Raw genomic sequence first — 13,513 nt, forward strand, 5'->3', positions numbered from 1 at the left:
GATGAGCCGCGCGCTGATCCTCGTCGACGTCCAGAACGACTTCTGCGAGGGCGGTTCGCTGGCGGTCGCCGGCGGTGCGGACGTCGCCGGACGGATCAGCGCGTACGTCGCGGCGCACCACGACGACTACGCGGCGATCGTCGCCACCGCCGACTGGCACGACGACCCGGGCGCACACTTCAGCGACGCACCCGACTTCGTCGACACCTGGCCGGCGCACTGCCGGATCGGCAGCGACGGCGCCCTGTTCCACCCAGCCGCGGAGCGGGCCTTCGAGCACGTCGAGGCGATCTTCCGCAAGGGCCACCACAGCGCTGCCTACAGCGGGTTCGAGGGGTTCACCGTCGAGGCCGACCACCGGGCGACGCTCGCCGACTGGCTCCGGGACCGCGCCATCGAGCAGGTCGACGTGGTCGGCATCGCCACGGACCACTGCGTCCGGGCGACGGCCCTCGATGCTGCGGAGGAGGGGTTCGAGACGACAGTGCTGCTCGACCTCACGGCCGGGGTCTCGCGCGAGACCACCGACCGGGCCGTCGCGGAGCTGCGCGCCGCCGAGGTGGACCTGCGCGGCACCCCCGTGCTCGGCTGACCGGACTTCTCACAGCCACCTCCGCCGCCGTGTGCGGCAAGTGTTACGGATGCTTAACGGGCATCGGTCGGTCGTGAAACACACTCTTGCCACCCTCCTCGGGAGAGGGCAGTCCACCCGGACCTGCTCCGACCCCGAGAAGGAGCACCGCCCATGTCCGCTCCCGCCCGCGAGCCGGCTCCGGCCCCCGCAGCACCCCTCACCACCTCCCAGGACTCGACCCGCACCTCCCCCGTCCCGGCCACCCCGGTTCGTCGCTCCGGCCGCTGGATCGACCACTGGGACCCCGAGGACAGCACGTTCTGGCGCGGCGGTGGCCGAGCCATCGCCCGGCGCAACCTCACCTTCTCCGTCTACGCCGAGTTCCTGGGGTTCTGCGTCTGGGCGCTGTGGAGCGTCGTCGTCCCGCTGCTGCCCGCCGCCGGGTTCAGCCTGACCCTCGACCAGCAGTTCTGGCTGATCGCGCTGCCGAGCCTCGTCGGCGCCACGGTGCGCATCCCCTACACCTTCGCCGTGCCGCTCTTCGGTGGGCGCAACTGGACGATCATCTCGGCGCTGCTCCTGCTCGTCCCGGCGTCGGCCCTGGCCTGGGTGGTCACGCAGCCCTCGTCGTCGTTCGGCCTGCTCCTCGCCTGCGCCGCCCTGGCCGGGCTCGGCGGCGGCAACTTCGCCTCGTCGATGACGAACATCTCGTTCTTCTTCCCCGAGGCCGAGAAGGGAAAGGCGTTGGGGCTCAATGCCGCTGGTGGCAACCTCGGCACCGGGATCGTCCAGCTGGTCGTCCCGGCCGTCATCGTCGTGGGCGCTGGGACACACCTCGAGCGAGCCGGCCTGATGTTCATCCCGCTGGCCCTGCTAGCCGCCGTGTTCGCGTGGCGCGGGATGGACAACCTGTCCGGTGTGCGGTCCGACTACGGCAGCTTCGCCCGGGCCACCCGCAACCGCCACACCTGGATCATCTCCTTCCTCTACATCGGCACCTTCGGGTCCTTCATCGGGTACTCGGGGGCGTTCCCGACGCTGCTCAAGACGCAGTTCCCCGAGACGCCGACGACGATCGCCTTCCTCGGCGCCCTGATCGGCGCGCTCTCGCGACCGCTCGGTGGCATGGTCGCCGACCGCTTCGGCGGGGCCAGGGTCACCATCGGCGCCTTCGCCACCCTGACCCTGGGCGCCGTCGGCGCCATCGAGGGCCTGAAGTCGCACAGCTTCGCCGTCTTCTTCTGCTCCTTCCTCGTGCTCTTCCTCGGCGCGGGCATCGGCAACGGCGCCACGTACCGCATGATCCCCGCTGTCTTCCGCGCCGGCGTCAGCGCCGACCGGCTGCCCGTCGCCAGGAAGACCGCGGCCGGCTGCATCGGGATCGCGGGCGCGGTCGGTGCCTACGGCGGCTTCTTCATCCCCCGCGGCTTCGCCATGGCCAAGGCGCACTACGGGACGCTCGTGCCCGCCCTCTGGGTGTTCGTCGCCGCCTACGTCCTCATGGCCGCGACCACGTATGCCGTGTACGCGCGGCGTGGTTCGTCCCTCGCCGCCGAGACGATCTGAGGTCGGAGCACCCGTGACCCGTCCCGTCGGCGCGACCAGCGTCCCGACCCACTGTCCGTACTGCGCCCTGCAGTGCGCCCAGTCCCTGCGCCCCGCCGGTGTGGCCGCCGACAACGGCACCGGTCCGACCACGGTCGAGGTCCACGGCCGTGACTTCCCCACCAACCGGGGAGGCCTCTGCCAGAAGGGGTGGACGAGCGCCGCGGTGCTCGAGTCCCCCGAACGGCTCACGACGCCGTTGGTCCGGGATCCCGGGGGGCGGCTGGTCGAGACGAGCTGGGACGCGGCACTCGACCTCGTCGCGGGACAGCTCCTGCGCATCCGCGCCGAGGACGGCCCCGACGCCGTGGCAGTCTTCGGCGGCGGTGGACTGACGAACGAAAAGGCCTACCAGCTGGGCAAGTTCGCCCGCGTGGCGCTCGGCACGGCCAACATCGACTACAACGGACGGTTCTGCATGAGCAGCGCCGCCGCTGCCGCCAACCGGTCCCTCGGCGTCGATCGGGGCCTGCCCTTCCCCCTCACCGATCTGGCGGCGGCCGACGCCGTCCTCCTCCTCGGCAGCAACCTCGCCGAGACCATGCCGCCATCCGTCGCCCACCTGTCCGGGGTCCGGGAGCGCGGTGGGCTCGTCGTCGTGGATCCCCGTCGCAGCGCGACCGCAGACCTGACGGAGGACGGACGAGGGCTGCACCTCCAGCCCGTGCCCGGCACCGACCTGGTCGTCCTCCTGGCCCTCGTCCACGTCCTGCTCACCGAGCACCTCGTCGACGCGGCATACCTCGACGAGCGGACCGAGGGACTGGAGGAGGTGCGCCGCCGGTGCGCCCTGTGGTGGCCCGAGCGGGCCGAGCAGGTGTGCGGCGTCCCCGCCGACGACCTGCGGGCTGCCGCCCGGCTCCTCGCCGCGGCGAGCCCGTCCCGCGGCGGACGTGGTGCGTTCGTCCTCACCGGCCGGGGAGTCGAGCAGTCGCGACAGGGCACGGCCACCGTGTCGGCCGCCATCAACCTGGCGCTGGTCCTCGGGCTGCCGGGTCGGGTCGGCAGCGGCTACGGCGCCATCACCGGGCAGGGCAACGGCCAGGGCGGGCGAGAGCACGGCCAGAAGTCCGACCAATTGCCGGGGTACCGCATGATCGACGACCCGGCCGCCCGCGAGCACGTTGCCGGGGTGTGGGGCGTCGACCCGGCGTCGCTGCCGGGCAGGGGTCGGCCCGCCGTCGAGCTGCTGGACTCGCTCGGCACCGAGGGCGGTCCCCGGGCCCTGTTCGTGCACGGCTCCAACCTGCGGGTCAGCGCCCCAAACGGCCACCACGTCGCCGCTCGGCTGGACGCGTTGGACCTCCTCGTCGTCTGCGACTTCGTGCCGTCGGAGACGGCCCTGCTCGCGGACGTCGTCCTGCCGGTCACGCAGTGGGCCGAGGAGGAGGGCACGATGACCTCGCTGGAAGGACGGATCCTGCGCCGCCGCAAGGCGATCGACCCACCTGCAGGCGTGCGCAGCGAGCTGTGGGTGTGGGCGCAGCTCGCGGCCCGCCTCGGCGCCCAGGGGGTGTGGGACACCGACCCCGGCCTCGTCTTCGACGAGCTCGCCCGCGCCAGCCGGGGTGGTCGGACGGACTACAGCGGGGTCAGCCACGCCCGTCTCGACCGCGAGGACGACAGCGCAGCCGTCTGGTGGCCCTGTCCGGCACCTGCGCCCGGCGAGTCCGAGCACCCGGGCACGCCACGGCTGTTCCTCGACCGGTTCCCCACGCCCAGCGGTCGCGCGCGCATGGTGGCGACCGACCACCTCGGCCCCGCCGACGACCTGCGTCCCGAGGCGCCGCTCTACCTCGTCACCGGCCGGGTGCTGCAGCACTACCAGTCCGGGGCGCAGACCCGCCGCGTCGACCCCCTCGCCTCGGCCTTCCCCGGCCCGTACGCGGAGCTGCACCCCCTCCTCGCCGCCCGCCTGGGGGTCGTCGAAGGACAGCGCGTGCGACTTGCCACCTCCCGCGGGGCGGTGTCGGTGCCCGCCCGGGTCACCGACACCATCCGACCCGACACGGTGTTCGTCCCGTTCCACTGGGGTGGCACGGACAGCATCAACCGCCTCACCACCGACGCCACCGACCCGGTGTCGGGCATGCCCGAGTTCAAGGTCTGTGCGGTCGACGTGACCGCAGCCAGCCGCCACTCCCCCGCACCCCACCTGGTCGGGAGCCGACCCGACGGCTCGTCCGCGCCTCGAAACCCGTTGGAGGTCAAGGCATGACGCGGCTCGTGGTCATCGGCAACGGCATGGTCGGTGCGCGCTTCGTCGAGGACGTCCTCTCCGCGGACACGGCTGGCCGCTACGACGTCACCGTCATCGGGTCAGAGGGTTGCGAGCCGTACAACCGGGTGCTGCTCAGCGAGGTGGTGGCGGGGAAGCACGACTTCTCGGCGCTCACCCTGCCCACCCCCGACAGCCCACGACTCACCGTGCTGCGTGGCACGCACGCAGTGCGCCTCGATCGGGAGGACCGCCACGTCGAGACCGCCGACGCAGCCCGGGTGCGCTACGACCGGCTGGTGCTCGCGACCGGCTCCGATGCCCGGGTCCCCGGACTGACGGGCCTGCGCAACCGTGAGGGACTGACCTCGGGGGTGCACGCCCTGCGGACCATCGACGACGCCCGCGAGATCGTGGCGGCAACCCTGAACGCCCGACGCGCCGTGGTGCTCGGCGCCGGGGTGCTCGGCATGGAGGCAGCCTGCGGTCTCGCGCGGCGCGGGGTCGCGGTCACGGTCGTCCACCCGGCCGCGGCCCTCATGGAGCGCCAGCTCGACGAGGACGCCAGCCGGGTCGTCGAGTCGGCCATGACCGGTCTCGGCATCGACCAGCGTGTCGGTCGCGGAGCCGTCGAGGCCCTCGTCGCTCACGGACGACTGACCGGCCTGCTCCTCGACGACGGGGAGGTCGTCCCTGCCGAGCTGCTCGTGCTCGCGACCGGCACGGTGCCCAGCACCGCGCTGGCCGCGGACGCCGGGCTCGCGGTCGACCGCGGGGTCGTCGTCGGGGACGACCTCTCCTCCCCCACCGACCACCGGGTGGCAGCCCTCGGCGACTGCGCGCAGCCGCCGGAGGGTGGCAGCGGTCTCGTGGCCCAGGGCTGGGAACAGTCCCGCCGGCTCGCTGCGCGGCTCTGCTCCCCGGCGCTGTCCGCGACGTTCGCGTCCGGGTCCGCGAAGGCCGTGCCCGACCGCGACCCGACGTCGAACGTCAGCGACGTCGTGCGGCTCAAGGCGCACGGGCTCGACGTCGTCACCATGGGTGTCTGCGGGTCGCAGCGCACCGACGACCCGGCCCAGCGCACGCTGCACCTCAGCGACCCGGACCTCGGTCGGCACGTCGAGGTGGTCGTCTCCGGCGGCCTGCTCGTCGGCGCCACCTGTGTGGGGGCGGGGCCGGTGGCTGCCGAGCTGGTCACGACGTACACCCGGCGCACCCCGGTCCCGTCCGACCCGGCACACCTGCTCATCTCGGCCCTCACCCCGCAGCCACGCGGAGCCACAGGTTCCGTCGCCGACCTCCCCGATGACGCCACCGTCTGCCGCTGCAACGGCGTGAGCAAGGCCGCCATCGTGTCCTGCGTCCACGACGGGGCCGCGACGGTCGACCAGGTGGCCGCCGGCACCCGTGCCACGACGGGGTGCGGGGGCTGCGTCGACGACGTTTGCGCCCTCCTCGCCGCTGTCTCGACGCCCGCCCCCGGCGAACCCACCGACTCTCCCACCACCAGCCGTCCGCGTGAGGACGACGTAACGAAGGGGAAACACATGATCCACAGCGCTGAAACGGCAGGCTCCTAACGTGGGCGCCATGGCCACGGACCCGACCCCGCGACAGCTCGTCGTCGTGGGCGGCGGCATGGTCGCGCGACGCCTCGTCGATGCGCTGCGGTCCCGCGACACCGACGGCCGGTGGGCGGTGACGCTGCTGTGCGAGGAGCCGCGGGCTCCGTACGACCGCGTGGCCCTCACCTCCTACTTCACCGGTCGCGACCCGGAGGACCTGGCCCTGGGCGGCCAGGAGCTGTGGGACGACCCGCTGGTCACCCTGCGTCGCGGGGTCGCCGCCACCGCCGTCGACCGCACGGAGCAGACCGTCACCACCTCCGACGGACGGACGCTCCCCTACGACTCCCTGGTCCTGGCCACCGGGTCGTATGCCGCGGTGCCTCCCGTCCCGGGCAAGGAGCTCCGCGGCGCCTTCGTCTACCGCACCATCGACGACGTCGCGGACCTGCGCACCTACGTCGAGCAGCTGCGCACCGAGCTCGGCCGCCCCCTGCGGGGTGCTGTCGTCGGCGGCGGCCTGCTCGGCCTCGAGGCGGCCGGCGCCCTGACCGCGCTCGAGGTCGGGACGACCGTCGTCGAGTTCGCCTCCCGGCTCATGCCGCTGCAGGTCGACGACGGCGGCGGCGAGGCGCTCCGACGCCTCATCGAGGCCCTCGGGGTCACCGTGCGCACCGGTACGGCGACCTCGAAGATCGCCGGCCGACTCGGCCGGGTGTCGTCGATGGAGTTCGCCGACGGCGACCGGCTGGACGTCGACGTGGTCGTCTTCGCGGTCGGCGTCCGGCCCCGAGACGAGCTCGCCCGCGAGTCGGGCCTGGCTGTCGGGGAACGTGGCGGGGTCGTGGTCGACGACACGTGCGCGACCGCCGACCCGGCCGTGTGGGCCGTCGGCGAGGTCGCCTGCATCGGCGGTCGGACGCTTGGGCTGGTTGCGCCCGGCTACACCATGGCCGAGATCGTCGCCGACCGGCTCCTGGGTGGCGAGGGCACGTTCCCCGGCGCCGACCTGTCGACCAAGCTCAAGCTCCTCGGTGTCGACGTCGCGTCCTTCGGCGACGCGTTCGCCACCGAGCCGGGCAGCCTCGAGGTGGTCATCTCCGACCCGGTCGCCGGGGTCTACAAGAAGCTCGTCATGTCCGATGACGCCCGGACCCTGCGCGGTGGCATCCTCGTCGGGGACGCGAGTGCGTATGCCGCGTTGCGACCGATGGTGGGCCGCGAGCTGGGTGGCGACCCGGCGGCATACCTCCTGCCCGAGGGGGCTGCGCCCGCCCCCACTGCTGACCTGCCCGAGGACGCCACCGTGTGCTCGTGCAACAACGTCACGGCCGGCGCGATCCGCTGCTCGGTCACCGACCGTGGGTGCACGGACCTCACCGGGGTCAAGGCCTGCACCAGGGCAGGCACCAGCTGCGGCTCCTGCCTGCCCCTCGTCAAGCGCCTGGTCACCACCGAGCTGGAGAAGTCCGGCGTCACGGTGAGCAACGCCTTGTGCGAGCACTTCGAGCTCTCGCGGGCCCAGTTGTTCGACGTGGTGCGGGTGCAGGGACTCACGACGTTCAGCGAGATCATCGCCCGCCACGGACTCGGCCGCGGCTGCGACATCTGCAAGCCCGTCATCGGGTCCGTCCTCGCCTCGCTCGGCACCGGCCACATCCTCGAGGGTGAGCGGGCGACGTTGCAGGACACCAACGACCACGTCATGGCGAACCTCCAGAAGGACGGCTCCTACTCCGTCGTCCCCCGCATCCCGGGCGGTGAGATCACCCCCGAGGGGCTCATCGTCATCGGCGAGGTAGCCAAGGACTTCGGGCTCTACACGAAGATCACGGGCGGCCAGCGCATCGACCTGTTCGGCGCGCGGATCGAGCAGCTCCCCAGGATCTGGAAGCGGCTCGTCGACGCCGGCTTCGAGTCCGGGCACGCGTACGGCAAGTCGCTGCGCACGGTGAAGTCCTGCGTCGGCTCGACCTGGTGCCGCTACGGCGTGCAGGACTCGGTCGGCCTGGCCATCGCGCTGGAGCTGCGGTACCGGGGGTTGCGGTCGCCGCACAAGATCAAGCTGGGCGTGTCAGGGTGCGCGCGCGAGTGCGCCGAGGCACGCGGCAAGGACGTCGGTGTCATCGCCACCGACAACGGTTGGAACGTCTACGTCGGAGGCAACGGCGGCTTCACCCCACGACACGCCCAGCTGCTGGCCGAGGACCTCGACACCGAGACCCTCGTCCGCACGATCGACCGGTTCCTCATGTACTACGTCCGCACCGCTGACCGGCTCCAGCGGACCGCTGTGTGGGTGGAGGACCACGAGGGTGGCCTGGAGGCGATCCGCGCCGTGGTGCTGGAGGACTCCCTGGGCATCGGCGCCGACCTGGACGAGGCCATGGCAGGGCACGTCGAGGGCTACGAGGACGAGTGGGCAGCAGCCCTCGACGACCCCGAGAAGCTGCTCCGGTTCGGGTCGTTCGTCAACGCCCCCGACCAGCCGGACGACACGCTGGCCTACGTCAGCGAACGCGGACAGGCCCGTCCCGCAACGGAATCCGAACGGTCCGGCGGCGGGGTCCTCATCGCCGGCACCACGTTGGAGGTCCGCAGATGAGCATCGAGACCACAGCAGCCACAGACCTCGGCGTGAGGTGGCACGAGATCTGCAGCCTCAAGTCGCTGTCCCGCGAGCGGGGTGCCGCGGCCCTCGTGGCGGGACGTCAGGTCGCCCTGTTCAGGACGTTCGACGACCGCGTGTATGCCGTGCAGCAGCTGGACCCCTTCAGCGGGGCCAACGTCATGTCCCGCGGCATCGTCGGCACCCGCGGCGACGTCCCGACCGTCGCGTCCCCGATGTACAAGCAGGTCTTCGACCTGCGCACGGGGTCCTGCCTCGACCCGGTGGGCAAGGAACCGCACTCGCTGCAGACCTTCCCGGTCCACGTGGTCGACGACGTCGTCAGCGTGGGCCTCCCCGGGGGGCAGGGTGCGGGATGACGACGCTGATGGGGCTGGACCTCGCCGGCAGGCGCGTCCTGGTCGCGGGGGGCGGGCCGGTCGCTGCCCGTCGTGCGCTGTCGCTGGTCGCCGACGGTGCGCTCGTCACGGTCGTGGCGCCGCAGCTGTGCGAGGACCTCGTCGACGCGGTGGTCGACGGTGTACTCACCTGGGTCGACCGCGAGGTCGCTGAGTCCGACCTGGAAGGTGCCTGGCTGGTGCACGCTGCCACCGACGACGTCCGGACCAACCGCCGGGTCTCGGCGTGGGCGACCGCCCGCCAGGTCTGGAGCGTGTGCGCCAGCGTCGTGAAGGACGGCACGGCGCGGACTCCGGCCACGACCCGGCACGCCGGGCTCGTCGTCGGCGTCGCCTCCGACGGCGGTGCCGACCCGGCCCGCGCGGGTTCGGTGCGCGACCAGCTCGCTCTGGCCCTCCAGACCGGTGACCTCGACCTGCGCCGTCGGCGTCGGCCCCGGACCGGTTGGACCGGAAGGGTCGTGCTCGTCGGCGGTGGCCCCGGCGCCCCTGACCTCATGACGGTCCGCGGGCGCCGTGCCCTGGCCGAGGCCGACGTGGTGGTCACCGACCGCCTCGGGCCCACCAGCCTCCTGGCGTCCCTTCCCCCGGACGTCGAGGTCATCGACGTCGGCAAGGTGCCCGGTGCGCACGCCGTCAGCCAGGACCAGATCAACGCGGTGCTCGTCGAGCAGGCGCAGCGCGGGCGCGTGGTCGTCCGGCTCAAGGGTGGGGACCCGTTCCTCTTCGGCCGCGGGGGCGAGGAGCAGACCGCCCTGGCTGCCCACGGCATACCGGTCGAGGTCGTGCCCGGCGTGAGCTCGGCACTGGCCGCCCCGGCCGCTGCGGGCATCCCGGTCACGCACCGGGGCACCGTGGCCGCGGTCCACGTGACGCACGGCCACGGCACGCTCGAGGAGGCCGCCGTCAGGGCCGTGGTCGACGGCAGTGCCACCCTCGTGGTCCTGATGGGGGTCTCGATGCTGGGACAGCACGTCCGGCAGCTGCTCGATGCCGGCGCCTCACCCGCCCTCGCCGCCGCCGTCGTCGAGGACGCCACCCTCCCCACCCAGCGCGTCACGCGGGCCAGCCTCTCCGAGCTGGTCGGGACGGCCGAGAGTCGCGGGGTCCGCGCCCCGGCAGTGGTCGTGATCGGCTCGGTCGCCGCGGCCGACCTCCTCGAGCCGATCCGATGACCCGTTCCGGTGTCCCGTCGCTGAGCCAGGTGATGGCGGGGTGCGTCGTGCTCGTCACCGCCGACCGTCGCAGCGGCGAGCTCGGGTCGGCGTTGGCGAGGAGAGGGGCGACGGTGCGGCACGCCCCGTCCTTGAGCATCGTCCCGCACGAGCACGACGACCAGCTGCTGCTCGACACCAAGGCCCTGCTCGTCGACCCACCCGACACCGTCGTCGTGACCACCGGGATCGGTTTCCGGGGCTGGGTCGAGGCCGCCGATGCAGCCGGCGTCGCGGACGAGCTCGTCGACGTCCTCGGGCACGCACGCCTCATCGCCCGCGGACCGAAGGCACGGGGGGCCATCCAGGCTGCCAACCTGCAGGCCGACTGGGTCGCCGAGTCCGAGACCTCGGCCGAGATCCTCGACCTGCTGCTCGCCGAGGGCGTGGCCGGGCACCGCATCGCCGTCCAGCACCACGGGGCCGGGGCCGACGGGCTCGACACGGAGCTGGCCGCCGCGGGCGCCGAGGTGCACAGCCTCGTCGTGTACCGCTGGGGGCCTCCCCCCGACCCCGAGGCGCTGGCTGCCTCCGTGATCGCCGCAGCCGCGGGCGAGATCGACGCCGCCGTGTTCACGTCCGCGCCGGGGGCAGCGGCCTGGTTGGCCGCCGTCGACGCCCATGGCCTCACCGACCAGATCGAGGGACGGTTGCGGTCAGGCGCCATGGTCGCCGCGGCCGTCGGACCCGTGACGGCCCGGCCGCTGCTGGAGAGGGGTATCGAGCCGATCGTGCCCGACCGAGGTCGGCTCGGTGCCCTGGTCCGCAGTCTCGTCAGCCACTACGAGGTGGCGCAGACGTCCGCGGTCACGACCGTGGCAGGCCGACTGCAGGTCCGCCGCACGGTGGCCCTGCTAGACGACCACGTCCTGCCCGTCTCCCCCAGCGGCCTGGAGGTCCTCCGCCTGTTGGCCGACGCCGGTGGGGAGGTCGTCACCCGGGCCCAGGTCCTCGCCGTGCTCCCGGGTGACTCGACCGACCCGCACACCGCGGAGGTCGCCGTCGCCCGGCTGCGCGAGGCCTGCGGGGCCAAGACCCTGATCCAGACCGTCGTCAAGCGGGGCTACCGACTCGGTACCGACCGCGCCTGACCACCGGACGACTCGGTCAGTGCCGTCCGCCCTCGGCGGCGCCCTCGACGACGACCGGCTGCCCGTTGGACACGAGCTTCCAGTCGTAGGTGGTGAAGGTCGCCGGGTCGATGACGCCCTGGGTCGTGGTCCAGTCGATGAGCAGCTGACGGATCTCGACCTGGGCGTTGTAGAGGACAGGTGCCGTCGTGACCTCGGGGAAGCCACCGCCACCGGACTGCCGGTAGTTGTTGATGGCGATGACGAACTGCTTCGCCGGGTCCACGGGCGCGGCGCCGTACGTGAGGTTGACGATCCGCTGGCCCACGGGGCGGGCGATGTCGATGTCGTAGGCGAGCGAGGCGTCGAGCCCGCCCATGATGTCGTAGTTGTAGTCAGGCGTCTCGAGCCCGTTGGCCGGGTTGACGGCGTTCGTCACGTCGTCGGGAGCGAACGGACCTGCGGTCGTCCTCGTCTCGAAGTAGCCCGACGAGTACTCGAGGTAGTCCTTGACCTGCGCCCCGGTGAACCGGATCCCGAGCAGCGTGTTGTCGTAGATGTAGAGCCCCGCCACGTCGCGCACCGTGACGTCACCCGCGGGGATGGCTGCGTCACGGTTGAACGGAGCCGCGATCGACAGGACCGGCAGGTTCTCGTCCGGCGTACCCGCCAGGGCCTTCTTCACCGCGTCGGCCTGGACGTGGTTGATGAAGTCGATCGCCGACGTGTCCTCGAACCGAGCGGTCCCCGCGGACATGGCCGCCTTGCAGGTCCCGATGACGGAGTTCACGTAGGTCCGGACCACCGCGTGGTCCTCGCGCACCAGCGCGGCGACGTTCGGGTCCTCTGGTGCCGTGTTGGCGTTGAGGAGGTGGGCGTGCGCCGCGGTGAGGGACCAGCGCCTGCCGTCGTGCACCAGGTCGAGGTCCATCACCGACAGCCGCATCCCCCACTTGAGCGGCTCGGTGATGAGCACCTGCTTGCCCGGGGTGACGGTGCTCGCGACGAGCTCCTCGGGGATCTCGACGTGGGCGTGCCCGACGAGCACCGCATCCACCCCGGCAACCTGCTCGGCCAGCTGACGTGAGGCGTTCTCGGGGTAGGGCAGGGCATCACCGTAGGACGACCCGGGCTTGGCGCCGGAGTGGCACGACACGATGACGACGTCGCAGCCGGCCTTCTTGAGCTTGGGGACCCACACCTTGGCCTGCTCGACGATCCCCGGGAACCTCAGCAGGCCCTCGACGTTCGCCTTGTCCCAGATGGCGACGCCGGGGGTGACCAGACCGAGCACCCCGACCTTCACCGGCTTCGGGACACCCTTCACCTTGTACGACTTGATGACGTAGGGCGCGAACGCCGGGGCGCCCGTGGTCCTGTCGACGGTGTTGGCCGACAGGAGTGGGAAGTCGCACTGGTCCTCGAACGCGCGCAGCGTCTCCAGGCCGTAGTTGAACTCGTGGTTGCCCAGGGCCGCAGCGTCGTAGCCGATCGCGTTCATCGCCTTGGCCATGGGGTGGACCGCTCCGCCGGTGACGGGATCGATCTTCGCGAAGTAGTAGGCCAGGGGCGTGCCCTGGAGGGTGTCACCCGCGTCGAGCACGAGGGTGTTCTTCGCCCCACGCTCCTCGCGCATGAGCTTGACCAGGGTGGCGACCTTGGCCAGCCCGATGTCGTTGTGCGCCGAGTCGTCGTACGCCGTGTCCTTGAAGTAGTCCCAGTTGAGGATGTTGCCGTGGGTGTCGGTCGTGCCCAGCACGGTCAGCCGGAAGGTCCTGTCAGGTCGCCCCGGCTTTCCCGGCCGGCCCTTCTCCTGCGCTCCCTGGGCGCTGGCCGGCGCAGCGAACAGCGCGGCCGTCGCCCCGGCTCCTCCCAGGACCGCCATCCCGAGGACCTGGCGGCGCGAGCGGGCGGCCTCACCTTCGCGGGCGGACGACGGTCCGCGCTCGGGCTGATCGCTGGCGACAGGACGCGGTGACGACATGGTGGGCCTCCGGGGCGGTGGGCCGGCGGTGCCGGCAGACAGGGAACCCAGCGGCCGCGCCGTTGAGGCCACCGGGTCCTCCACCGTAGAACAATGCCGTACAGGACAAAAGGGACCGGACGTCAGGAGTTGGTCAACCTCGGGCCTGGGGTGCGCTGGAAATGCTTGGGAATGCCTTGGCAGACGCGGGCATGCCAAAAGGGCCTTCCCGTGTGGGAAGGCCCTTTTGAAAGTATGTCCGGCTGCGTCCTACTCT

Annotated in this window: 9 protein-coding genes; 8 read left to right on the top strand and 1 reads right to left on the bottom strand. The window is 72.2% G+C overall.

The annotated features are described in order from the left end of the window. The first annotated feature begins 1 nt into the window (after position 1). From ASD62_RS19470 to ASD62_RS19505, 8 genes are all read left to right on the top strand, one after another. Entirely contained in the window at positions 2–592 is a 591-nt protein-coding gene (locus ASD62_RS19470) for an isochorismatase family protein (RefSeq protein ID WP_056917843.1), read from the top strand. A gap of 153 nt (positions 593–745) precedes the next feature. After that, positions 746–2,140 carry an MFS transporter gene (locus ASD62_RS19475; RefSeq protein ID WP_056917844.1) on the top strand — a complete coding sequence of 465 codons (1,395 nt, stop codon included), beginning with the start codon at positions 746–748 and terminating at the stop codon, positions 2,138–2,140. Continuing rightward, complete coding sequence (locus tag ASD62_RS19480) at positions 2,091–4,397, top strand: molybdopterin oxidoreductase family protein (RefSeq protein WP_082581078.1); 2,307 nt, start codon at positions 2,091–2,093, stop codon at positions 4,395–4,397. Before ASD62_RS19475 ends, ASD62_RS19480 begins: the two co-directional genes overlap by 50 nt. Beyond that, positions 4,394–5,977, top strand: coding sequence for an FAD-dependent oxidoreductase (locus ASD62_RS19485; RefSeq protein WP_056917845.1), 1,584 nt, complete (start codon positions 4,394–4,396; stop codon positions 5,975–5,977). The genes ASD62_RS19480 and ASD62_RS19485 overlap by 4 nt, the downstream gene beginning before the upstream one ends. Before the next feature lie 10 nt (positions 5,978–5,987). Next, the gene (gene nirB, locus ASD62_RS19490) at positions 5,988–8,567 is read left to right on the top strand and encodes a nitrite reductase large subunit NirB (protein WP_056917846.1); all 2,580 of its coding nucleotides are present in this window, start codon (positions 5,988–5,990) and stop codon (positions 8,565–8,567) included. Next, the gene (gene nirD / locus ASD62_RS19495; RefSeq protein ID WP_056917847.1) at positions 8,564–8,950 is read left to right on the top strand and encodes a nitrite reductase small subunit NirD; all 387 of its coding nucleotides are present in this window, start codon (positions 8,564–8,566) and stop codon (positions 8,948–8,950) included. Before nirB ends, nirD begins: the two co-directional genes overlap by 4 nt. Further along, positions 8,947–10,164, top strand: a complete 1,218-nt coding sequence (gene cobA / locus ASD62_RS19500) for a uroporphyrinogen-III C-methyltransferase (protein ID WP_056917848.1) — start codon at positions 8,947–8,949, stop codon at positions 10,162–10,164. Before nirD ends, cobA begins: the two co-directional genes overlap by 4 nt. Then, complete coding sequence (locus ASD62_RS19505; RefSeq protein WP_056917849.1) at positions 10,161–11,294, top strand: uroporphyrinogen-III synthase; 1,134 nt, start codon at positions 10,161–10,163, stop codon at positions 11,292–11,294. Before cobA ends, ASD62_RS19505 begins: the two co-directional genes overlap by 4 nt. 16 nt (positions 11,295–11,310) lie before the next feature. Here ASD62_RS19505 and ASD62_RS19510 read toward each other — a convergent pair whose 3' ends face one another. Then, positions 11,311–13,257 (bottom strand): bifunctional UDP-sugar hydrolase/5'-nucleotidase, encoded by a 1,947-nt coding sequence (locus ASD62_RS19510; RefSeq protein WP_082581079.1) that lies wholly within the window; start codon positions 13,255–13,257, stop codon positions 11,311–11,313. Positions 13,258–13,513: the final 256 nt, after the last annotated feature.

This window comes from Phycicoccus sp. Root563 (genome assembly GCF_001427915.1).
In the GTDB taxonomy this organism is placed as follows: Bacteria; Actinomycetota; Actinomycetes; order Actinomycetales; family Dermatophilaceae; genus Pedococcus.

Coding starts and splice junctions, on each gene's coding strand:
- ASD62_RS19470 (WP_056917843.1), top strand. CDS start 2: ATGAGCCGCGCGCTGATCCTCGTCGACGTCCAGAACGACTTCTGCGAG.
- ASD62_RS19480 (WP_082581078.1), top strand. CDS start 2,091: ATGCCGTGTACGCGCGGCGTGGTTCGTCCCTCGCCGCCGAGACGATCT.
- ASD62_RS19475 (WP_056917844.1), top strand. CDS start 746: ATGTCCGCTCCCGCCCGCGAGCCGGCTCCGGCCCCCGCAGCACCCCTC.
- nirB (WP_056917846.1), top strand. CDS start 5,988: ATGGCCACGGACCCGACCCCGCGACAGCTCGTCGTCGTGGGCGGCGGC.
- cobA (WP_056917848.1), top strand. CDS start 8,947: ATGACGACGCTGATGGGGCTGGACCTCGCCGGCAGGCGCGTCCTGGTC.
- ASD62_RS19485 (WP_056917845.1), top strand. CDS start 4,394: ATGACGCGGCTCGTGGTCATCGGCAACGGCATGGTCGGTGCGCGCTTC.
- ASD62_RS19510 (WP_082581079.1), bottom strand. CDS start 13,257: ATGTCGTCACCGCGTCCTGTCGCCAGCGATCAGCCCGAGCGCGGACCG.
- nirD (WP_056917847.1), top strand. CDS start 8,564: ATGAGCATCGAGACCACAGCAGCCACAGACCTCGGCGTGAGGTGGCAC.
- ASD62_RS19505 (WP_056917849.1), top strand. CDS start 10,161: ATGACCCGTTCCGGTGTCCCGTCGCTGAGCCAGGTGATGGCGGGGTGC.